General features: G+C 60.2%; 22 protein-coding genes and 2 tRNA genes. 16 read left to right on the top strand and 8 right to left on the bottom strand.

From position 1 onward, the window contains the following. Nucleotides 1-9 precede the first annotated feature (9 nt). The 4 genes from GSQ82_RS16505 to GSQ82_RS16490 all read left to right on the top strand — a co-directional run bounded on the left by GSQ82_RS16505 (nucleotide 10) and on the right by GSQ82_RS16490 (nucleotide 2800). Nucleotides 10-567: a DinB family protein gene (locus GSQ82_RS16505; protein ID WP_158793281.1), complete on the top strand. Its 558-nt coding sequence runs from the start codon at nucleotides 10-12 to the stop codon at nucleotides 565-567. A 37-nt stretch (nucleotides 568-604) separates the two neighbouring features. Continuing rightward, on the top strand, nucleotides 605-1594 hold the full coding sequence (locus GSQ82_RS16500; RefSeq protein ID WP_158793280.1) for a heme-binding domain-containing protein: 990 nt from the start codon (nucleotides 605-607) through the stop codon (nucleotides 1592-1594). Continuing rightward, a complete protein-coding gene (locus GSQ82_RS16495) occupies nucleotides 1591-2088 on the top strand; it encodes a hypothetical protein (protein WP_158793279.1) in 498 nt (165 codons plus the stop codon). Before GSQ82_RS16500 ends, GSQ82_RS16495 begins: the two co-directional genes overlap by 4 nt. Nucleotides 2089-2380: 292 nt before the next feature. Next, on the top strand, nucleotides 2381-2800 hold the full coding sequence (locus tag GSQ82_RS16490; RefSeq protein ID WP_158793278.1) for a DUF1810 domain-containing protein: 420 nt from the start codon (nucleotides 2381-2383) through the stop codon (nucleotides 2798-2800). A gap of 102 nt (nucleotides 2801-2902) precedes the next feature. Here GSQ82_RS16490 and GSQ82_RS16485 read toward each other — a convergent pair whose 3' ends face one another. From GSQ82_RS16485 to asnS, 3 genes are all read right to left on the bottom strand, one after another. Further along, the gene (locus GSQ82_RS16485) at nucleotides 2903-3985 is read right to left on the bottom strand and encodes a DNA topoisomerase IB (protein WP_158793277.1); all 1083 of its coding nucleotides are present in this window, start codon (nucleotides 3983-3985) and stop codon (nucleotides 2903-2905) included. Nucleotides 3986-4207: 222 nt separating this feature from the next. Beyond that, entirely contained in the window at nucleotides 4208-4720 is a 513-nt protein-coding gene (locus GSQ82_RS16480) for a hypothetical protein (RefSeq protein WP_254061689.1), read from the bottom strand. A gap of 35 nt (nucleotides 4721-4755) precedes the next feature. Further along, nucleotides 4756-6102 carry an asparagine--tRNA ligase gene (gene asnS, locus GSQ82_RS16475; RefSeq protein WP_158793276.1) on the bottom strand — a complete coding sequence of 449 codons (1347 nt, stop codon included), beginning with the start codon at nucleotides 6100-6102 and terminating at the stop codon, nucleotides 4756-4758. Between the two features lie 146 nt (nucleotides 6103-6248). Here asnS and GSQ82_RS16470 point away from each other — a divergent pair, with 146 nt between their 5' ends. After that, nucleotides 6249-6743 carry a DoxX family protein gene (locus tag GSQ82_RS16470; RefSeq protein WP_216847101.1) on the top strand — a complete coding sequence of 165 codons (495 nt, stop codon included), beginning with the start codon at nucleotides 6249-6251 and terminating at the stop codon, nucleotides 6741-6743. Nucleotides 6744-6770: 27 nt separating this feature from the next. On the opposite strand, the gene GSQ82_RS16465 is transcribed toward GSQ82_RS16470, so the two are convergent. Beyond that, the gene (locus GSQ82_RS16465; protein ID WP_158793275.1) at nucleotides 6771-7649 is read right to left on the bottom strand and encodes a sugar phosphate isomerase/epimerase; all 879 of its coding nucleotides are present in this window, start codon (nucleotides 7647-7649) and stop codon (nucleotides 6771-6773) included. Nucleotides 7650-7748: 99 nt separating this feature from the next. Here GSQ82_RS16465 and GSQ82_RS16460 point away from each other — a divergent pair, with 99 nt between their 5' ends. Beyond that, nucleotides 7749-8540, top strand: a complete 792-nt coding sequence (locus GSQ82_RS16460) for an SGNH/GDSL hydrolase family protein (RefSeq protein WP_254061688.1) — start codon at nucleotides 7749-7751, stop codon at nucleotides 8538-8540. 2 nt (nucleotides 8541-8542) lie between these two features. Here the strand turns inward: GSQ82_RS16460 and GSQ82_RS16455 are convergent, their stop codons facing one another. The 3 genes from GSQ82_RS16455 to ggt all read right to left on the bottom strand — a co-directional run bounded on the left by GSQ82_RS16455 (nucleotide 8543) and on the right by ggt (nucleotide 11590). Then, nucleotides 8543-9313 carry a DUF72 domain-containing protein gene (locus GSQ82_RS16455; RefSeq protein WP_158793274.1) on the bottom strand — a complete coding sequence of 257 codons (771 nt, stop codon included), beginning with the start codon at nucleotides 9311-9313 and terminating at the stop codon, nucleotides 8543-8545. Nucleotides 9314-9321: 8 nt separating this feature from the next. Then, the gene (locus GSQ82_RS16450; RefSeq protein ID WP_158793273.1) at nucleotides 9322-9672 is read right to left on the bottom strand and encodes a hypothetical protein; all 351 of its coding nucleotides are present in this window, start codon (nucleotides 9670-9672) and stop codon (nucleotides 9322-9324) included. A gap of 178 nt (nucleotides 9673-9850) precedes the next feature. After that, nucleotides 9851-11590 (bottom strand): gamma-glutamyltransferase, encoded by a 1740-nt coding sequence (ggt, locus tag GSQ82_RS16445; RefSeq protein WP_158793272.1) that lies wholly within the window; start codon nucleotides 11588-11590, stop codon nucleotides 9851-9853. 133 nt (nucleotides 11591-11723) lie between these two features. On the opposite strand from ggt, the gene GSQ82_RS16440 reads away from it, so the two are divergent. The 9 genes from GSQ82_RS16440 to rplI all read left to right on the top strand — a co-directional run bounded on the left by GSQ82_RS16440 (nucleotide 11724) and on the right by rplI (nucleotide 18853). Beyond that, nucleotides 11724-12956: an amidohydrolase family protein gene (locus GSQ82_RS16440; protein ID WP_158793271.1), complete on the top strand. Its 1233-nt coding sequence runs from the start codon at nucleotides 11724-11726 to the stop codon at nucleotides 12954-12956. A gap of 52 nt (nucleotides 12957-13008) precedes the next feature. Then, entirely contained in the window at nucleotides 13009-14175 is a 1167-nt protein-coding gene (locus GSQ82_RS16435) for a 4-(cytidine 5'-diphospho)-2-C-methyl-D-erythritol kinase (RefSeq protein WP_158793270.1), read from the top strand. A 55-nt stretch (nucleotides 14176-14230) separates the two neighbouring features. Further along, nucleotides 14231-14304: transfer RNA gene (locus GSQ82_RS16430), tRNA-Gln, on the top strand. A gap of 361 nt (nucleotides 14305-14665) precedes the next feature. Then, complete coding sequence (locus tag GSQ82_RS16425) at nucleotides 14666-15646, top strand: ribose-phosphate diphosphokinase (protein WP_371417235.1); 981 nt, start codon at nucleotides 14666-14668, stop codon at nucleotides 15644-15646. 62 nt (nucleotides 15647-15708) lie between these two features. Continuing rightward, the gene (locus tag GSQ82_RS16420) at nucleotides 15709-16401 is read left to right on the top strand and encodes a 50S ribosomal protein L25 (protein ID WP_158793268.1); all 693 of its coding nucleotides are present in this window, start codon (nucleotides 15709-15711) and stop codon (nucleotides 16399-16401) included. 69 nt (nucleotides 16402-16470) lie between these two features. Further along, entirely contained in the window at nucleotides 16471-17100 is a 630-nt protein-coding gene (pth, locus tag GSQ82_RS16415; RefSeq protein ID WP_158793267.1) for an aminoacyl-tRNA hydrolase, read from the top strand. Nucleotides 17101-17266: 166 nt separating this feature from the next. Beyond that, the gene (gene rpsF / locus GSQ82_RS16410; RefSeq protein WP_158793266.1) at nucleotides 17267-17779 is read left to right on the top strand and encodes a 30S ribosomal protein S6; all 513 of its coding nucleotides are present in this window, start codon (nucleotides 17267-17269) and stop codon (nucleotides 17777-17779) included. A 170-nt stretch (nucleotides 17780-17949) separates the two neighbouring features. Continuing rightward, nucleotides 17950-18303 (top strand): 30S ribosomal protein S18, encoded by a 354-nt coding sequence (gene rpsR / locus GSQ82_RS16405; RefSeq protein WP_158793265.1) that lies wholly within the window; start codon nucleotides 17950-17952, stop codon nucleotides 18301-18303. A gap of 73 nt (nucleotides 18304-18376) precedes the next feature. Next, a complete protein-coding gene (rplI, locus tag GSQ82_RS16400; RefSeq protein WP_158793264.1) occupies nucleotides 18377-18853 on the top strand; it encodes a 50S ribosomal protein L9 in 477 nt (158 codons plus the stop codon). A 136-nt stretch (nucleotides 18854-18989) separates the two neighbouring features. Here the strand turns inward: rplI and GSQ82_RS16395 are convergent, their stop codons facing one another. Beyond that, the gene (locus GSQ82_RS16395; protein ID WP_158793263.1) at nucleotides 18990-20264 is read right to left on the bottom strand and encodes an ABC transporter permease; all 1275 of its coding nucleotides are present in this window, start codon (nucleotides 20262-20264) and stop codon (nucleotides 18990-18992) included. A 129-nt stretch (nucleotides 20265-20393) separates the two neighbouring features. Here GSQ82_RS16395 and GSQ82_RS16390 point away from each other — a divergent pair. After that, nucleotides 20394-20483 (top strand) — tRNA-Ser (locus tag GSQ82_RS16390). Nucleotides 20484-20528: the final 45 nt, after the last annotated feature.

Genomic DNA, 20528 nt, shown 5'->3' with positions numbered 1-20528 from the left:
GTGAGAACGATGCAACGGATACGTATGGTGTGTGCTTTGGCAGGTTGGGTCGGAATGGTCGCAACGAGTGCGGCGATGGGTCAGATGCAGATGGGCTCTGCGCCAGTAGGCCCAACAGGACCTGCAGCTGAGGTTCAGCGAAGCTACGCTGGCCTCAAGGCTAACATCCTGAAAGCCGCGGATAAGATGCCAGCGGAGGATTATCAGTTCAAGGCAACGCCTGATGTCCGAGCATATGCGCGCGTCGTGAATCACATCACCGAGGCGCAGTTCCATAGCTGCGGTGCGATCAATCACACTGCCGCGAGCGACATGGGCAAGGTTCCAGCCGACACTGCGGACAAAGCCGCTGTTGTCGATGCGCTCAAGGCTTCGTTTGACGCATGCGACAAGGCATTCGCTTCGCTCACTGACGCTAATCTGACCGACATGTTCGACCTGGGGAAAGCAAAGCGCTCGCGCGTCGGTCTGGTGTGGGGAACGGTCTCGCATGACAATGAACAGTATGCGACTCTGGCCTTGTATCTTCGGCTGAAGGGTTTGGTACCGCCTAGCAGCGAAAAATAAGCGCGGGCCAATCGTGCGTCGAGCGGGGAAGAACATTATGGATGCAACATCGCAGACTCGTTTTCGTGGTCTTGCCTGGACCATTGCTGTCCTGGGCCTGGTCTTTGTCGGCATTCAATTCCTACGTCCGGAGCTGACTAACCCACCGGTGACAGCAGAGTTGCAGGCCCCTCCTGAGGTGATGCAGGTTCTGAAGGGCTCTTGCTATAGCTGCCACTCCAATGAGACGAAACTTCCGTGGTTCGATGAGGTGGTGCCTGCGTACTGGATCGTCACCAGTGATGTGATGGAGGCGAGGCGGCATATGAACTTCTCCGAGATGGGGAGGCTTCCAGTTGCGCAGCAGAGGGGGTTCCTGTTCGAGGCGGTGAACATGATCCAGCTGGGCGCGATGCCTCTGCCCGCGTATACGAAGGTTCATCCGAATGCTGTCGTGAAGCCGGAGCAGCTTGCCGTTCTGCGGAACTATCTCAGCGGACCGCCTGCTCCGGACGCGGCGAGGACAGCTCAGGCCGCTATGAAGGCGACGGCAGATGCGGCGGCGGATAATGCGGAGTATGGAAAGTGGATCCAATCCAGCGGTCCGGCGACGAATGTGCAGCCTGAGTTCAACGGTGTTGGGTTTCTGCCGGACTATAAGAACTGGAAGGCGATCAGCAGCACGGACCGGTTCGACAATCACACGATGCGCGAGATTCTTGCGAACGATGTTGCGGTGAAGGCGATCGCTGAAAATCATATCAATCCGTGGCCGGATGGGAGTGCTTTTGCGAAGGTGACGTGGGTGCAGCCGGCTCCGGATGAGAAGGGCGTGGTGAAGGCTGGAAGATTCGTCCAGACGGAGTTGATGATCAAGGACAGTCAGAAGTATTCGGCTACCGAGGGCTGGGGTTGGGGACGCTGGCGCGGGATGGATCTGAAGCCGTACGGGAAGGACGCGGCGTTTCAGAACGAGTGCACGAGCTGTCACGAGCCGGTGGCGAAGAATGACTATGTTTACACCATGCCGCTCAGGGGGCAACAGTGAGATCTTCGGCGAAAAAGATATTTGTTTTCGGTGCGCTGCTGGCTCTTGGGCTTGCGGGCTGTTCGGATAAGGTGAATCCGAGGGTGGCCACCAAGTTCAACCAGGATGCGGAGATGCCGGGCGATCTGCCGTCGAATCCGCTGCGGAACAAGGTGATTACTTCGTGGACCGACAGGCAGGATGCGACTATGTCCACGCTCTTCGGCAACGATGCTGCGGTGCAGTATGCGCGGACGAGTGCGGATGGGAAGTATCCGGCAGGGTCGATTCTGTCGGCTGTTACGTGGAACCAGGTGGAGGATCCGCGGTGGTTTGGTGGAAAGATACCGCACACTCCGAAGGCGGTTGAGTATGTGACGGTCACCGGGCCGGGGCAGTACACGTATCAGCGGTACGAAGGGTCGCCCCTGAAGAAGGTGGCGAGCATCGAGGGAGCCGATCCTAACGACCGTGCGGCCTATCTGCTGGCTCAGCGGGCTTCGGTGATGCCTTAGTCCTTTCGACATCTGTGGGGTACCCCCTCCCCTGGGGGTACCCCATGGTAAGTGGCTTATTTTGAGCGAGATGGCAAAATTGACGTCTGCAAAATATTCAAAACAAACGGGTTACGGCTAAAAATTTGATAACAAAGGAGAAAGCCCCGGAGACATCCCTCCGGGGCTTTTTCTCACTCTCTATATCCAGTATAGCGGCTGGAGGATAACTCCTACGCAACGCGAATCCCCTTGCCTGGCGCGGGTTTTCGCAGGTTTGGGGGTTGACAGGAGTTTTGGATCGAGAGGGACGATGGCGAAGGGGTACGATCTGGAGCGGTTTGTGGAGGCGCAGACTGGCGTGTATGAGCAGGCTTGCGCGGAGTTGCGGGCGGGATGGAAGCGGAGTCACTGGATGTGGTTTGTGTTTCCGCAGATTCGGGGGCTGGGGCGCAGTCCGATGGCGGTGCGGTATGCGGTGTCTTCGCTGGAGGAGGCGCGGGCTTACCTGGACCATGCTGTGCTGGGGCCGAGGCTGCAGGAGTGTGCCGGGATTGTGGTTGGGTTGCAGGGGAGGACGGTTGGGGAGATCTTCGGGTATCCGGATGACCTGAAGTTTCATTCGAGTGTGATGTTGTTTGCGAGGGCGGATGCGGAGGGTGGGGTGTTTGGGGAGGCGCTGGGGAAGTACTTTGACGGGGAGATGGATCGAGGAACGCTGGAGCGGATTTAGGTGGTGCTAAAGCGGTTCGCGCGGGACGCGAATGCCCACCTTAGCGACGATGAGGCCGTCGCGAAGATGGGGCACCCGGATTTTTCGGAGTGCGTTGTGTGGTTAGGCGACGGCGAGGTTGACTCGGCGGCGTAGGAGGTTGAGGAGGGCTAGCTCCTGGTGTTGGAGGTCTTCGGAGGCGTTGGGGGCTTCTTCGTGGACGCGGCGTCTGACCTTTTCCAGCATGGCTCCGCTCATGTAGGAGTCGAGGACCGCGGGGTGGACGTAGCACTTTCTGCAGACGGAGGGGGTGTTGCCGAGACGGGCGGCGACGGATTTGATGGCCTGCACGACGTTGCGTTTGGCTTGTGTTTCTGACTGGAACTCTTCGAATTCGTAGAGCAGCTCGCAGGCGAGGACGGAGCCGGCCCAGGTGCGGAAGTCTTTGGCGGTGAAGCTCTGGCCGGAGATGTCCTGGAGGTACTGGTTGACGTCGGAGGAGTCGATGGAGTGCTGGGTGCCGTCTCTGTCGATGTACTGGAATAGCTCGTAGCCGGGGATGTCCTGGCAGCGCTGCACGATCTTTGCGATGCGGCGGTCGGTGATGTCGACGGTGTGTTTGACTCCGCTCTTTCCCTGGAAGTTGAAGGTGACGGTGGATCCGTCGATGTCGACGTGTTTGTTGCGCATGGTGGTGAGGCCGTAGGAGTGATTTTGGCGGGCGTACTCTTCGTTGCCGACGCGGATGAGGGTGGTCTCCATGAGGCGCACGATGGTGGCGAGGACCTTGGGGCGAGGCAGGCCGGGGAGGGAGAGATCGTGTTCGACGCGCTCGCGGATGGTGGGGAGGGCGGCGCCGAAGATGGTCATGCGCTCGTACTTGGTCTCGTCGCGGACTTCGCGCCAGAGGGGGTGGTAGCGGCTCTGCTTTCGGCCTCTGGCGTCGCGGCCGGTGACCTGGAGATGGCCTTTGGGGTTGGGGCAGATCCAGACCTCGGTCCATGCGGGAGGGATGACGAGGGACTTGATGCGGGAGAGGGTTTCGGCTTCGCGGAGGGCGGTGCCGTCTGGGTTCAGGTAGCGGAAGGCTTTGCGCCAGGGCTTACGCTGGATGCCGGGTTTGGTGTCGGTGACGTAGCGCAGACCGGCGGCCTTTGCGGACTCTGCTGGATCGGTGATGATTTGCAGTTGCTTCTTTCGCGGCATGGAGGGTCTCGGGTGTTTACCTGAGAGGGTTGGATGCGGGTGGGGCTTTGAGGGGTGGTGGGGTTTTGATGGTACGGAAGATTGGGCGCTGCCTGATAGGTATGGGTGGGGTTTAGACCGTCGGGTTCGTGCGTTGCACGAATGCCCACCTTAGCGACGATGAGACTGTCGCGAAGATGGGGCACCCGGATTTGGTTTGGGTGTTTGGGCGGGTGCGGCTGGTTATTTGGTGTAGGAGAAGGTGCCGCAGAGGGCGGTGGAGTTGGCGATGGCGTCGTGGGTGAAGACGGGTGGCTTTTCGCCGGAGAAGAGAGCCATCTGCAGGTCGTGGCCGGTGACGTAGGTGACCATCCACTGGGTGTCTTCGTCGCCGCAGAGTTTGTTCTTGTGGAGGAATTTCTTGTCGCCAGGGATGCTGAGGCGGTAGAGACTGGCGCTGCCGGGGGCGGTGCTGTCGGCGTCGAAGATGGAGCTGACCTCTGCCTTTTCGAGGGGGCGGATGCGGGCGATGGTGAAGGTGGCGAAGTTGATGGCGACCTTCTCTTCGGCGATGCCGATGTCGCCGGTGATGGAGCGGGCGGTGGTGCTGACGGCGCGCCAGTTGCCCTTGTCCTGCGCTGCGGCGGTGAGGGTGCAGAGGAGCAGGGATGCGGCGAGTGTGCTTTGGAGAGTTTTGATAGGCGTCATCTTATTCATCATCATCATCTTCTTCATCATCTTCGTCATCTTCGTCATCTTCATCTTCATCTTGGCGTCCAGTCTTTGGAAGGCTATGGGTAGATGCGGTTGAGGGTGCGGGCGAAGGGGATGGTCTCGCGGACGTGGTCGAGGCCGCAGATCCAGGCGACGGCGCGCTCGATGCCCATGCCGAAGCCGGAGTGAGGGACGGAGCCGTACTTGCGGAGGTCGAGGTACCACTGGAAGGCGGCGAGGGGAAGGTCGTGCTGCTCGATGCGGGATTTGAGGAGGTTGTAGTCGTGGATGCGCTGAGAGCCGCCGATGATCTCGCCGTAGCCTTCGGGGGCGAGGACGTCGACGCAGAGGGCCTTGGTGGGGTCGAGCGGGTCGGGCTGCATGTAGAAGGCCTTGAAGGCGGCGGGGTAGCGGTGGATCATGACGGGCTTGTCGAATTGACTTGAGATGTAGGTTTCGTCGGGGGATCCGAAGTCGTGGCCGTAGGTGTGGGGGGCTTCGATCTTGCCTTCGGCGAAGGCTGTTTCGAGCATGGCGTGGGCTTCGTCGTAGGAGACGCGGGGGAAGCCGCCGGGGGTGATGACGGCTTCTAACTTTTCGACGTCTTTGCCGATGACTTTGAGGTCGGCTCGGTGGTGGGCGAGGACGGTGGTGACGATGTGGGTGATGAAGCCTTCGGCGAGGTTGAGGAGGCCGTCGAGTTCGAGGAAGGCGACCTCGGGTTCGATCATCCAGAATTCCGTCAGGTGCCGACGCGTCTTCGACTTCTCGGCTCTAAACGTGGGGCCGAAGCTGTAGACCTTGCCAAGGGCCAATGCCGTGGCTTCGATGTAGAGCTGGCCGGACTGGGTGAGGTAGGCCTTGTCGTCGTCGAAGTAGTCCATCTCGAAGAGTTCGGAGGTTCCTTCGCAGGCGTTGGGAGTGAGGATGGGTGGGTCGGTGCGGATGAAGCCGTTGGTGTCGAAGTACTCGGCTGCGGCGCGCATGATGGTGGCGCGGACGCGGAGGATGGCGGACTGGCGCGGGGTGCGGACCCAGAGGTGGCGATGCTCCATGAGGAAGTCGACGCCGGCTTCTTTAAGCTGGATGGGGAACGGGGTTTCGACTGGGACTTTTTGGATGACCTGGACGTCTTCGACGTCGAGCTCGAACCCGCTGGGGGCGCGGGAGTCGGCGCGGACTTTGCCGGTGACGGTGAGGGAGGATTCGAGAGTGAGGTTTTTCAGGGTCTCGAAGACGGCTTCGGGGACGGCGGCTTTGGGAACGATGCCCTGGATGGTGCCGGTGCCGTCGCGGAAGATGGGGAAGAGGAGTTTGCCGGAGGCGCGGAGGTTGTAGAGCCAGCCGCGGAGGGTGACGGTCTGGCCTTCGTGCGCGGAGAGTGAGGCGATGGTGGCGATGGGTGCGGAGGTCGTTATAGACATGAGAATAGAGTCAGTTTACGCGTTTTCGGGGTTGGAGGTCTTCGATGGCGCTTAGAGGAGATGGCTTGTAACTCTATTGCACGTATCGAATCGAACAGAGTGGTGAGTGATAGAGCTAGGCCTCGCCGAAGAGAGGTCACGATCCAATGAGATCTGCAGAGTCGATTTACTCCTCTGATTTTCCATCTGGGGCAATGGGACAGAGTTTTGCGCGATGGGTTCCGATTCCACTGCGGCTGATCGTGGGTTTTGGCTTCATGCAGCATGGTTTCGCGAAGCTGTCGAAGGGGCCTGATGCGTTTGCCTTAATCCTGCATGCGATGGGTGTGCCGGCCCCGCACCTGATGGCGTGGATGACAGTACTTACGGAGATTGTTGGGGGCCTTGCTGTGCTGCTGGGCGCGCTTGTACCGCTTGCGAGCATACCGATGGCTGCGGTTTTGCTGGTGGCGATCTTTACGGTACATCTTCGCTACGGGTTCAGCTCGATCAAGCTGGTCGCGGTGACGGCGGCGGGGGCGCAGTTTGGACCGCCGGGGTATGAGTGCGACCTGCTGTATCTAGCGTGCCTTGCGGCGCTGGTGATGGGTGGGTCGGGTCCGTGGTCGATAGATGGCGTTATACGAAGACGAAACTACTAAATCAGGGTGATCTTGCAATCAGGCGGTCTAAATCTGCTCCACGGCTCGCTTGAGCAGGTCGAAGGCTTTTGTGGCTTTGGCGATGACGGATTCGGTCGTCTCTTCGAGGTCGTGGGAGATTTCGAGGATGGCGGGGGTGTTGGCGGGGAGGGTGGCGATGTGGCGGGCGGCGTTCTGCCAGTCGATGCTCAAGCTACCTGAGTCTGCGGTGCCGGGCCAGAGGTGGTCGTCTTTTTGGCCGAGGTTGTCGTGAAGGTGGAGTTCGGCGATGCGGGGCTTGAGGAGTTCGAAGGCTTCGTCGATGCCTTTGTGGGCTTCGGGGGCGGCGAGGTGGGCGTGGCCGAGGTCGAGGGTGACGCCGACTCGGTCGAAGTGGCCGACGCGGATGATCTCCAGCAGGTGTTCGGGCGTGGTGATCTCGTTCTGGAGATTTTCGAGGAGGATGCGGACGCCGAGGGGGTGGGCGAAGGCCTTGAGGTGCTCGATGGCGGTGAGGGAGTTTTCGAGGGCGCGGGGGTTCCAGGCGTCGTCTTTGTGGCCGAGGTGGAGGGTACAGGCGGTGAAGGGGATCTGCTCGGCGGACTCGAGGGCGCGCTTGACCTCATCCATGGCGGCGATGCGGCGAGACTTTTCGGGGTCGATGAGGTTGAGATTCGCGGCGACGTGGCGGGACCACTGGGCGTCGGCGCGATCGCTGATGTAGAGGGGTTGGTGCAGTGTGGCGCCGATGTTCGTGGAGCGGAACCAACTGGCGATGTCGCGGACGGCGGCGCGGTCGGTGTAGTCGAAGTGGTGGCGAGCGGCGAAGATCTCGATGACTTGTGCGCCGGATTTGTGGAGGGCGTCCAGCAGGCCGGGGTGCAGGCGCTGCGGCAGGAAGACGTGAGTGGAGATACCGGGTTGCATCACTCTTTAAGGTACAGCAGCGGGGCTTCGGTATGCTGAGCGGAGCCTGGGAGGGAACGTCGGCTAGAATCGGTACGCGATAGTACGGAGGGTGCAGACGTGGTGAAGATCCTGAGGTGTGCGGTTTTATTGGCTTGCGTGAGTGGTGTGGGGTATGCGCAGACGGGGCAGGTGGGGGGCGCGACCTCTGCGATGGTGCCGCCGGTGGCGGTGCCGGTGGAGTTGGCGAAGCGGATTGCAACGATGGAGGCGAAGTTGGCGGACTGGCCACAGTTGGCGCGGTATAAGGCGGACGATGCTGCCCTGGCTCCGGCGACTGCGGACGAACAGCGGGTGGTGTTCTATGGGGATTCGATTACGGATGCGTGGGGACGGCGGCCGGATACGGGGAGTTTCTTTCCGGGTAAGCCGTATGTCAATCGCGGGATCAGCGGGCAGACGACGCCGCAGATGGTGGTGCGGTTTCGGCAGGATGTGATCGATCTGCATCCCGCGGCGGTGGTGATTCTTGCGGGGACGAACGACATTGCCGGAAACACGGGGCCGATGACGCCGGAGATGACGGAGGATAACTTCCGTTCCATGGTGGAGCTGGCGAAGTCGAATGGGATTCGGGTGATCGTCGCGTCGATTACGCCAGTGGCAGACTATCCGTGGAAGCCGGGTATGACGCCCGCGCCGAAGGTGAAGGTGTTGAACGACTGGCTGCAGGGATACTGCGCGAACCACTCGTTGACGTACCTCGATTATTTTTCGGCGATGGTGGGGCCGGACGGTGGCATGAAGCCGGGGATCAGTTTTGATGGGGTGCATCCGAATGCGCAGGGGTACGCGATTATGGGGCCGCTGGCGCAGGCTGCGATTGATAAGGCGCTGGGCGGAGGCAAGTAGTTTTACGTGGGATTTGCTGTTTGGGGCTTCGCGTGGAGCAGGTTTCGAAGGATGTTGACGTCGCCGAGTGCGGCACCGGTGGCGGTGTTGTCGAAGATGCACCATACTGTCGATGCTTGCTGATGCTGGGCGATGGAGTCGGCGAGTGAGTTGAGGAAGGCCTGCGTGTAAGGGCTGTAGTACATGCGCGGAGAGCCGTGGAGCCGATAGTAGATGAGTTTGTTCCAGCCGCCGGGAGTGGCGGCTTCGGGGACAGGTGCGGGATCGGCTGCGACTCTGGCGATGTGAAGGACTTTCAGGAGATCGTCGGCTTCGGCGGTGAACCAGGTTGCGTGGCGGGGCTCGAAGACGATGGGGCCTTGATGGAGATCGCGGAGCATGGTGAAGAAGGTCTTGGCGGTGGCGGACTGAAACGCGAGGCTGGGAGGAAGCTGGACGAGGATGGGGCCCAGCTTCGGTCCGAGGGTTGTGATCTCTGCGAGGAAGTTCTTGAGATCTTCCGGGGTGCAGGCGAGGCGTGCTTCGTGGGTGATCGTCTTCGGGGCCTTTACGGCGAAACGGAAGTCATCCGGGACCGATGCCGCCCACTTTGCCCAGGTGGAGACTCTGTGGGGACGGTAGAAGGAGGAGTTGATCTCTGCGCAGGTTAGAACGGCGGCGTAGCGTTCGAGATGGGTTCCGTTGGCGGGGAATTGTTCCGCGGACTGACGTGGGATGCTCCAGCCGGCGGTGCCGATTCGGAGGTCTGGTTGGTTGGGCTTGGATTGCTTCAAGGGCTTCGCTACCACTGGTTGGAGCGGTAGAAGATGCAGTAGGTCTCCAAGTACCAGGAGATGACGAAGAGGAGCAGCATGATGCCGGTGGCCCAGTAGAAGAGGCGCATGGGCAGGGTCGCGGAGAGGGATTGGTGCGACGGAGTTGCGGCTTCGCGGAAGAGGAGGCCGCTGATGACGCTGATGCCGGCGGAGAGACTGAAGAGGAGGAGGGATACGACGATGCGGTCGTGCAGCTCGGGGCCGGGGATGAGGAGGGTGTCGCCGCTGCCGGGGGCGAGGAACGCGGTGTGGAAGAGCCCGTAGAGCGAGAGCAGGCAGAGCAGTAATGCGACGGGCTTGGCGAGTTCGAGCACCATGATGCGGCTCCTGGGCGGTAGTGTACTGCTTGGGGTGATGCTCTGTCGTGTGGGTTTGGGCTAGGTTCGAAGACTTTGTCCTGCCGGACGGGCCGTCTGCTCGGCGAGAGGTCACTTCGTGACTTGTATACCCCTTCGGGTGGTGCTCCTGCTGGTCGCAATCGAGAGTTGATATGGCTTAGTAGCCGGCGGCTTTGCCGTAGGCTCGGCGATTGTCGTGGCCGCCGAGAAGCTCGTGGGTCTTGGGATCGACGGCTATGAGTTCGCTGTCGCCCCAGGTACCGGGGTTGCGTTCGTCGGCGATGGCGGTCTGGTTGACGGTGTAGCCTATCTCCTTCAACTGTTCGGCGACTTCGGGGGAGAACTTCTTTTCGAGGTCGAGGCGGTCGGGCAGATACTGGTGGTGGAAGCGCGGTGCGTCGGCGGCCTGCTGGATGTTGAGGCCGTTGTCGACGACGCTGAGGAGGTCGTTGGCGACGGTGGTGATGATGGTGGAGCCGCCGGGGGTGCCGAGGACGAGGGCGAGCTTTCCGTGCCGGGTGACGATGGTGGGGGTCATGGCGGAGAGCGGGCGCTTGCCGGGTGCGATGGAGTTGGCGGGGCCCTGGATGAGGCCGTAGGTGTTGGGGACGCCGATCTTCGAGGTGAAGTCGTCCATCTCGTTGTTCATGAGGAAGCCGAGGCCTTCGACGGTGACGCCGGAGCCGAAGCCGCCGTTGAGGGTGTAGGTGCTGGAGACGGCGTTGCCGTCGGCGTCGACGATGGAGAAGTGTGTGGTCTGGGTGGACTCTTTGACGGGTGCGGCTTGCGGGGGTGGAGGCATGAAGCCGGCGGGGCGGACGAGATCTTTGGAGGGCGTGGGCTTGGTTGGGTCGATGGAGCTGCGCCAGGCGGCGGCGTATTTCTTGTTGGCCATCTGCTTGAGCGGCAGGGTGTTGAAGTCGGGGTCGCCGAGATAGTCGCCACGGTCCATGTAGGCGCGGCGAAAGGCTTCGGTGATGATGTGGACCTGCGCGGCGCTGCGGTCGGGACCGAGTTTGGGGAGGTTGTAGGGTGCGAGGATGTTGAGGATCTCGAGAAGGACGATGCCGCCGGAGGAGGGTGGCGGAGCGGTGATTATTTTGTAACCGCGGTAGTTGCCTGTTATCGGGGGACGCTCTTTTACTTCGTAGGCGGCCAGGTCGGCCTCGGTGATGAGACCGCCGCCGGCCTTTTCGAAGCTGGCGATCTGGTGGGCCATCGCGCCTTTGTAGAAGTCAGTGGGATCTTTGGAGATGCGGGTGAGGGTTGCGGCGAGTTCTGGTTGTTTGAGGGTGTCGCCCTCTTTGTAGAAGTCGCCGTCACGCTGGAAGAGGTGCGCGGAGGTGGGGAAGCGGGTGAGGTTGCGGCTTTGCAGGTTGTGGGCCTCTTCGGCGGAGAGGAGGTAGCCTTCGGTGGCGAGGCGGATGGCGGGGGCCATATCCTGCGCGAGGGTGAGTTTGCCGAAGTGCTTCTGCGCGTAGGTGAGGCCGGCGACGGAGCCGGGAACGCCGCTGGCTTTGTAGCCGACGAGGGACATGCCGGGGATGACGTTGCCTTTGGCGTCGAGGTACATGTCGCGGCTGGCGGCGGCGGGGGCTTTTTCGCGGTAGTCGAGGAAGTGGGTCTTGCCATGTTTGCTGCGGATGAGCATGAAGCCGCCGCCGCCGATGTTTCCTGCGGCTGGATAGACCACGGCGAGGGTGAATCCGACGGCGACGGCGGCGTCGATGGCGTTGCCGCCCTGCTTGAGGATGGCGAGGCCTGCGTCGGTGGCGTCGTGATGGATGGTGACGACCATGGCGTGTTGGGCGCGGACCGGGTCGCTGGTTTGTGCGGGGGCCTGCATGGGGAGCAGAGCGACGAGGAGGGCGGCGGTGGTTCGGATGGACGGACCCATGTTCAAAGGCTTTTCTCCGATGCTGGCGGTTAAAACGAAGATATCGTTATGGCCGGGTGGTTCAGTTAGCCAGTTTTTGAAGGAACAAATGTAGTCTTATCGTCGTTCTTTATCTGAGATAGAGGAGATGTTAATGAGACTACCTGCTGCTGCCTTATCCGTGCTGTTGTTTTTATCCGGCATTGCTGCAATGGGGCAGGTTGCGATAGGCCAGGGGCCTTTGGTGCTGCAGGGTGGGCGGGTTTATCCTTCGCCGACGGGCAGCCCTATCGATAACGCTGCGGTGGTGATGGAGGGCGGCAAGATCGTTGCGGTAGGGGTGAGCGGGGTGGTGAAGACGCCGAAGGGTGCGCGGGTGATCGATTGCAAGGGGAAGGTGACCGTCGCGGGATTCTGGAATAGCCATGTGCACTTCGAGAGTGGGTGGGAGGACGTTCCGCATACGTCGCCGGAGAGGCTGGAGGCGCACATGCAGGAGATGCTGACGCGGTGGGGGGTTACGACGGTTTGGGATCTGGGCTCGGCGCCTGAGAATACGCTGGAACTGCGGCACAGGATCGCTGCGGGAGAGATCGGCGGGCCGCAGATTCTGATGGCGGGCGATATCTTTCCGCTGAACGGCCACCCTGTGTATCTGCCTGCGGAGATGAAGCTGCCGGAGGCCGCTAGTCCGGAGCAGTCGGAGCGGATGGCGCAGGGATATCTGAAGATGGGGCTGGACGGCATCAAGCTGTTTACCGGGGCATATATGGGCGATAAGCCGGTGGTGAATATGGACACGGCGATCGTGAAGGCGGCGGTGGATGTGGCGCACGCGCAGGGCAGGCCGGTCTTCGCCCATCCGCAGAACCGGGAGGGACAGGATAATGCGCTGGCTGGAGGCGTGGATGTGTTGGCGCATACGATCCCGAACGAAGGACGCTACACGGCTGAGGAGCTGGCACGCATGAAGCAGCAGCATACGGCGCTGATTCCGACGCTGACGCTGTGGACTACGGTGGTGTCGGACCCGGCGGTGACAAAGATGCTGGTGGACGCCGGGGTTGCGGAGTTGAAGCAGTACTTTTCGGAGGGTGGGCCGATTCTGTTTGGGACCGATGTAGGGTTTCAGTCGAAGTACGACACGTCGCAGGAGTATGAGTTGATGGGGCGGGCGATGGGATGGCGCGATATTCTGGCGTCGCTGACGACGAATCCGAGCGGGTACTTCAAGGACGCGACGAAAGGGCGGGTGGAGCAGGGGATGCAGGCTGATGTGGTGGTGCTGGATGCTGATCCGGCGGGCGATGTGCATCGCTTTTCGCAGGTCGCGTATACGATTCGCGGTGGGAAGATCATCTACTCGGCTAGTGGCAGGGTTCAATAGCTGAGGCGCGCGAGTCGTCTTCGCGCAGGAGCCGGACAGTACACTGAAGTTTATGGCTACGCGTGTTCGTTCGTATTCGAAGATAAATCTGGGGCTGGCGATTGGGCCGGTGCGGCCGGATGGGTTTCATGGGCTGACGACGCTGTATCAGACGCTGGAACTGCATGATCTGGTGACGGTCTCGGCGCGGCGGCTGGACTTGGGGGCGGAGACGAGCATCACGCTGACGACGAATCATCCTTTTGTGCCGCGGGATAACAGAAATACCGCGTGGCGGATGGTGGAGCGGTGCCTGGGACGGCTAGGGATCGCTGCCGAGGTGCAGATTCATATTGAGAAGAACCTGCCGGTGCAGGGTGGGATGGGTGCGGGTTCGGCGAATGCGGCGGCGGCGCTGCTGGGGCTGGAGCGGGAGCTTGGGGTGGCGCTGCCGGGGGTGGAGCGGCTGCAGCTGGCGGGGGAGATTGGGTCGGATGTGCCTTTGTTTCTGTTGGGTGGGGCGGTTCTGGGGCTGGGGAGGGGTGAGCAGGTGGTGCCGATTCCTGATCTGCCGCGGACTTTTTGCGTGGTTGCGGTGCCGTCTGTGGGGGTTTCGACGCCGGCGGCGTTCCGGGAGTGGGATGCGCGACGGGCGGCGGATTCTGGCGATAAAGGGGCGGCGGATGATCCCCAGGCAGGTGGAGGGTTGACTTCCCTGCCCCAACTTGATAAGCTACAGGAGTTGAGTCTTGCTTACTCATCCCTCTCTGCTCCAATAGGCGTTAGCCATGGAAAGACAGGCGATAGGAAGCCCGGCACCTCCGGTATCGTTCGCGATCATAATCCTGAGAAAAAGCAGGATTTGTCTGGTGAAAATCAGACTGACGCGATGAACGATCTGGCCGAGAATACCCTTCTCGCGCTTGTCCGCACCGGGATTGGAAATGGCGTTCTTCAAAATGATTTTGAAGAGGCTGTCTTTCCTCAGTATCCCTCCTTGCGAATAACCAAGCGTCAATTGATGGGTAGTGATTTGGATAGTTCTTCTGTAGACAGCCCTGCTGTTTATGCAGCTCTATCAGGTTCTGGCTCTGCTCTGTTCGGACTATATCGGTCTGAGTCGGATGCGAAGGCTGCTCAACTGCGCGTCCAGTCCGCTGCGTCGGAAGTTGGGGTTAAGGTCTTTGTGACCAGCACCCTGCCCCGGTCGGAGTACTGGGAGAGAATGTTCGCAGAGTGACCTCGCCGGTCCGATGGAAGTCGATAGTAAGATAAGACTGCATCCGGCGATGTACTGGGCGATCGACTAATGGTAGGTCAAGAGACTTTGAATCTCTTTGTCTAGGTTCGAATCCTAGTCGCCCAACCAATGTCGACGCCAGATGCGGCAGGAATTTAGGGTATTTCGCGGCAGCAACTTGCCGTTGAGTAGACAGTTTGGACTTCGCGGGAAACAGCGCGAAGGAAGAAGCGAGAAGTTTGAAGGACCGAAGTCTTTAGTTTTTTTGAGTAGTCCGCAACGAGGATTTCAAAAGAAGTAACGGTGCCGCAACAAGGCAACGCAAGACAGTGCAGCAGGAACATTCAAGGTCAACCAACCTGGAGGGTTTCACGTGAACGAACGATACACGACTGCGGTTCTATCCCCTATTTCAGGGCAGGCTGAAGAGACAGAAGCGAGCTCTCAGCCTGCACCGGCGCTCTCCTCCCAAGACGGAAGGGCACGCGTAATAACAGCTCCGGAAAAAAAGCGCTCCGGGCGGCTGAGTGAAGACAAGCGCGTCAAGATTTTTTGCGGATCGTCCAACAGGCCTTTGGCCGAAGAGATCTGCAAGTTCGTCGGTGTGCCGCTGGGCGAGACCCGGTTGCAGAGATTCTCCGACGGCGAGGTTCATTTTCAGCTGCTCGAGAACGTTCGCGGTGCGGATGTCTTTGTCGTTCAGCCTACGTGTTTCCCGGTGGATCAGCACCTTGTCGAGCTGCTGATCATGATGGATGCGCTGAAGCGCGCCTCAGCCGGACGGATCACGGTAGTCGTTCCCTACTATGGCTACGCCCGGCAGGATCGTAAAGATCGGCCGCGTGTTGCCATTACGTCGAAGCTGGTTGCCGATCTTCTGACCACTGCCGGTGCAAACCGTGCTCTGCTGGTTGATCTGCATGCAGCGCAGATACAGGGGTTCTTCAATATTCCGGTGGATCACCTGTTTGCCAGCCCGGTGCTGGTGAGCTACTTCCGGGAGCTTGACCTGCCGAATCTGACGGTGGTTTCGCCGGATGCGGGTGGTGTGGAGAGGGCGAGATTCTTCGCCAAGAAGCTGGATGTACCGTTGGCCATCGTCGACAAGCGGCGGACCGACATCAATGTCACCGAGGTGATGAACGTGATCGGCGATGTAAAGGGCCGGACGTGCTTGATCCTCGACGACATCATCGACACCGCCGGAACGCTGGTGAAGACGGTGGATGCGCTGCTGGCTGAAGGCGCGGATAAAGTTTATGCGTGCGCAACGCATCCGGTGCTCTCGGGCCCGGCGGTTGAGCGTATCGCAGCATCACGGTTGGAGCAGTTGATCGTGACGAATACCATCCCTCTGCGCGAAGATGCGGAGAAGGTGGAGAAGATTAAGGTACTTTCGATCGCCGGTCTACTGGGCCGCGCTATCGAGAGTATTCACATGGAGACCAGCGTCAGTACGCTGTTCAACTAGAAGCTGCAGGGAAGAAACAAAGGGAGCAGAGCTCAACTCTGTGCCCGAAAGGAAGATTTATCATGGCATCCAGCACCCCTATCGAAGCAGTCGTCGCAACGCCCCGCGAGGGCAAGTTCAACAAGAACGCCGCACGTCGCGTACGTGTCGCCGGCAAGATTCCCGCGGTTGTCTATGGCGCGGGCCAGGACGCAGTCGCCGTTGCGGTTGACCCCAAGGTTATCACCAAGATTCTTCACTCTGACTCCGGTCACAACACGATCTTCGACCTCAACGTCGAGGGCTCGGCCGTTGTGAAGGCCATGATCGTGGACTGGCAGCATGAGCCCATCAAGGGCAGGCTGCTGCACATCGACCTGAAGCGGATTGCGATGGACAAGATGATGCGCGTGTCCGTGCCCATCCAGTTGGTTGGAACCGCAGTCGGCGTCAAGGCGCAGGGCGGAATTCTTGAGCATGTTCTCCGCGAAGTCGAGATCGAGTGCCTGCCAAACGACATTCCGAGCCACCTTGATGTGGACATCACCAACCTCGCGCTCAACGACTCGATTCACGTTTCGGATCTGCCGCACTCGGGCAGCATCAAGTTCCTCGGCGACGAGCATGCCACCGTGGCGCACGTCACCTCGGTCAAGGAAGAGGTTGTCGCAGCCGATGCCGTGGCTGCAGCCCCAACCGAGCCAGAGGTTGCCAAGAAGGGCAAGACCGACGCGCCTGCTGCTGCCGCACCTGCAGCCGATACGAAGAAGAAGTAACTGTTCCGCGGCCTGCGTTCTCCTTACGGGGCGCGGGCCGCTTGAGTTTGTTGGAGAGGGAAAGATCGCGTGAAGTTGATTGTCGGTCTCGGAAACCCCGGTATCGAGTATCAGTTCACGCCGCACAACGCCGGCTTTCTTGCGGTGGATCGCATCGCGGAGGACTGCGGCGTGGTCCTCTCCAACCGCAGGGGCAGAGCTCTTACGGCGAAGGCAAGACTGGCGGGACATGAGGTTCTGCTGGCCAAGCCGGAGACGTATATGAATCTGAGCGGGATTTCAGTTGCCGCTCTGCTTCAGGAGTTGGAGCTGCCGGTTCCGACAGAAGATTTGATCGTGCTGTATGACGAGCTTGCTCTTCCGCTGGGCACGATCCGGATTCGGGAGCGTGGATCGGCCAACGGGCATAACGGGGTGAAGTCGATCTCCGGGGTGCTTGGAACAGAAGAGTGGTTGCGCATTCGCATCGGCGTCGGAAAACCGGCGCTGGCGGATGGAAGAGAGATCAAAGCAGGCGGCAAGGATTACTTATTGTCGCCGTTCCGTAAGCAGGAGCTTGCGGTGCTGGATGAGGTGCTCGACCGCGCACGTGGTGCTGTCGAGACGGTGCTGACAGAGGGTGTCGGCGCTGCGATGAACAAGTTCAACCGTCGGCTGGACGATCCCGAAGCTGGGGCGAACGGCTCGAAGGAGAAGTAAAAGAAGTAAGCAAAACGGTCGTTGCGTTTTTAGTTTGTTGCGCTTTGGTTTTGAAGTAAGCAAGAGCGCGGCAGAGCAGCATAAACAGGGTTGATTTTCCAAACCGAGTCGGCAGAGCATACGCCGGCGAGGTGCGAAGCAGAACTTCGCAGAAAGAAGTAAACGAATGAATCGTACCTACGAAATCATGTTCATCGTCCGGCCGGACGTTGAAGAAGCCGACCTCGACAAGCTGATTGAAGGCTTCTCCGCGAACGTCACCAATGGTGGCGGCGAAGTGAAGTCTGTCGAGAAGATGGGCCGCCGCCGGCTCGCCTACACTGTGCGCAAGTTCAACGATGGCTTCTACGTTCTGCTGAACGTCGCCGCCGCCGGTTCGCTGATCACCGAGATCGAGCGCCGTCTCCGCGTCTCCGAGCAGGTGATCAAATTCATCACCGTGCGCATGGACGAAGAAGAGAAGCGTCTTGCGAAGATCAAGGCCATCCGCGACACCAAGGTGAAGCGCAGCGCGCAGCCGATCGCACAGCCTGTGCAGGCTCCTGTCGTAGCCGCTCCGGATGCAGAGACCGCAGCTCCTGCCGCAGCAGCCGAGACCGAGGAAGAGAAGAAGCCCGCAGCTTCGGCTGAGCACGTGGCCTCCGACTCGACACCCGAGACTGTCTCCGCAGCCGTCTAGTCTTTCTAGTCTTCGCTTGAAGAGATCTGCGACGCCGCTACCATTCGCTTCGCACAACGCAACACGATCGCCCTGCCCGCTTCCACTTGATCGATCCTGATCGAATGTTCAGAGACTCCAATGCGAGTCTGGAGCGCGCGAAGGCATAACGCAACTGAGAGGAAATGATCATGGCTGACGAAACCAGCACGCAATCCACTGAGCAGCACGCAGCACCGACACCCCGCCCGGCACACTCCGGCCCTGGTGCCGGTCCCCGCACCCCACGCCCCGCCGGCGCTCCTGGCGGTGGTCCTGGTGGCCGCAAGTTCTTCCGTCGTAAGAAGGTTTGCAAGTTCTGCACCGAGAAGATCGACGCTATCTCCTACCGCGATGTCCGCCTGTTGCAGGGCTTCGTCGCCGAGCGCGGCAAGATTGTTCCGCGCCGGTTGACCGGTGTCTGCACCCGCCACCAGCGCAAGCTCAGCCTGGCCATCAAGCAGTCGCGCAACATCGCTCTGCTCGCCTTCGCTGCACGCTTCTAACTTCTTCCGCTCCTCGCGGGCGGACCTACGATCTGGCGGCATCACGGGCCAGAGTTGAAATCGGAGAATTGCAATGGAAGTCATTCTGAAGGAAGACGTAAACAAGCTCGGGCATCGCGGCGATGTGGTAAAAGTCGCCGATGGTTACGGGCGCAACTTTCTGCTCCCCGGCAAGCTCGCCATCGAGGCGAACGCCGCCAACAAGGCAGTCATCGAGCAGATGAAGTCCTCAGCCGTGCGCAAGTCTGCCAAGGAGAAGACCGCAGCCGAAGAACTGGCTACGCAGCTCTCCGCGGTTGAGCTTGTGTTCGAGCGCAAGGTCGGCGAGAACGAGCATCTGTTTGGCTCGGTCACCTCGGGCGATATCGCGCATCAGCTCGAAGCCAAGGGCTTCACTATCGATCGTCGCAAAATCTCCCTTGAGGAGCCGCTGAAGACGATCGGCGAATACCACGTTCCCGTGAAGCTGCACCGTGAGGTCACCAGCCACGTGAAGGTGACGGTCAAGGGCGATCAGCCTGAGGCTGAAGCGGCTGCTGTCACTGCGTAATTGCTGTAGCGAACTATCGAAGCATGCACCATAAAGAAGCACCAGCCAATGCGAGAGATCGCGGAGGCTGGTGCTTTTTGCAGTTAGAGTGCGGGGTTATCTTCTCTTGCTTCGGAGGGCCGCCAGGTAGGAATGACTACTCGTACTTCAGCGTCTGCACTGGGTCGAGGCGGGCGGCACGGTTAGCTGGAAGGGTTCCAAACAAAACGCCGACCAGGACTGAGCTGCCGAGGGCGAAGACTGGCGCCCAAGGGTTGATCGGGATCTTGAATGGTGTCAGCAGGCCGAGGGTCAGGGGCAGAGCAAGGCCAAAAGCCGTCCCGATAATGCCTCCACTGAGCGACAGGAACACAGCTTCGGTGAGGAATTGGAGCCTGATCTCGCGGCTGGTGGCGCCGAGTGCCTTGCGGATACCGATCTCTTTGAGCCGCGACTGAACGTTGGCCAACATGCTATTCATGATGCCGACACCGCTGACTACAAGTGTGATGCCCGCGCCCAGGGTGAGCACGATGGTGAGCATGTCGGCGATCTTGGCCATGCTGCTGAGAAGGTCGGTGAGTACCGCGGCGCTGTAGACTGAGCCCGCATAGTGGCGGGAGCGGACGATCTCAAGAATGCGCTCGCTGGAGGGCACGACCATGGAGGCGTCGCGCATGGTGAAGAAGATCTCTTTCAGGCTGTTGGTTCCGGTGAAGTAACGCAGGACGGTGTAAGGCACCAGCATGGTGTGATCGCTGATCTCCGAGTTCCCGTAGGTGTTGAAGGCTTCGCGGAAGACGCCGATGATGACGAACGGTATGCCTTTGACGCTGATGGTTTTGCCGATGGCCTCGTTTGAAGTGCCATAGAGCTCTTCGGCGAACGGCTGCACAATGACGGCGACCTTTTCGTGGGCCAGATCGTCCTGCTCGTCAAAGAAGCGGCCAGAGACCATCACAAGGTTGCGCACGATCTTGTACTGGGGTGAGACGCCGAGCAGCATGGTCGCCTTGGTAAGACCGCCGCCGATGCTTACATTGTCGTGAAACTCCAACATGGGAGAGGAGGCGACGATGCCAGGAACCTGTTCGAGGACCGCATGCAGGTCGTCCAGTGTCATGAAGTCGGGAGTCGTGGTGTTGTCCGGGCCGGAGACGGTGCCGCCGCCGTACTGGAGTTCGATCTTATTGGGACCGATGCTGGTGAGCTGATCGAGGGCATACTGCTTACCGGTGGAGCCTAAGGTCGCAACCAGAATGATGGAGGCTGAGCCGATGACCATCCCGAGCATGGTGAGCAGGAACCGCGTCTTGCTGGCGCGAAAGCTGTCGACCGCAAGGCGCACGACCTCGCTGAACATCATTGTGGAGCGTGCGCTGGCCAGCGTCCGGTCGAACGAGCTCGTTTTGAGAAGATTAACGGTTGCCATCTCGGATAATTAGACGTCTTTCGGCAGGGCAGCGGTGCATGTTTCGCCACCGACTACCTGGCTAGTCAATAGAATAGTCCTGAGAAGATCTTTTTGCGCTGTGGACCACCGCGTAATAAACTTCAGAGAGGAAGAGTGGCCGAGTGGTTGATGGCTCCAGTCTTGAAAACTGGCGTACCTGAAAGGGTATCGGGGGTTCGAATCCCTCCTCTTCCGCCAGACACTTGCTCGAAGACATCCTAGAGTGCAGATGCCAAAGAAAAA

It is taken from the genome of Granulicella sp. L60 (assembly GCF_009765825.1).
Taxonomy (GTDB): Bacteria; Acidobacteriota; Terriglobia; order Terriglobales; family Acidobacteriaceae; genus Edaphobacter.
This window is presented reverse-complemented; position numbering and strand designations above follow the sequence as displayed.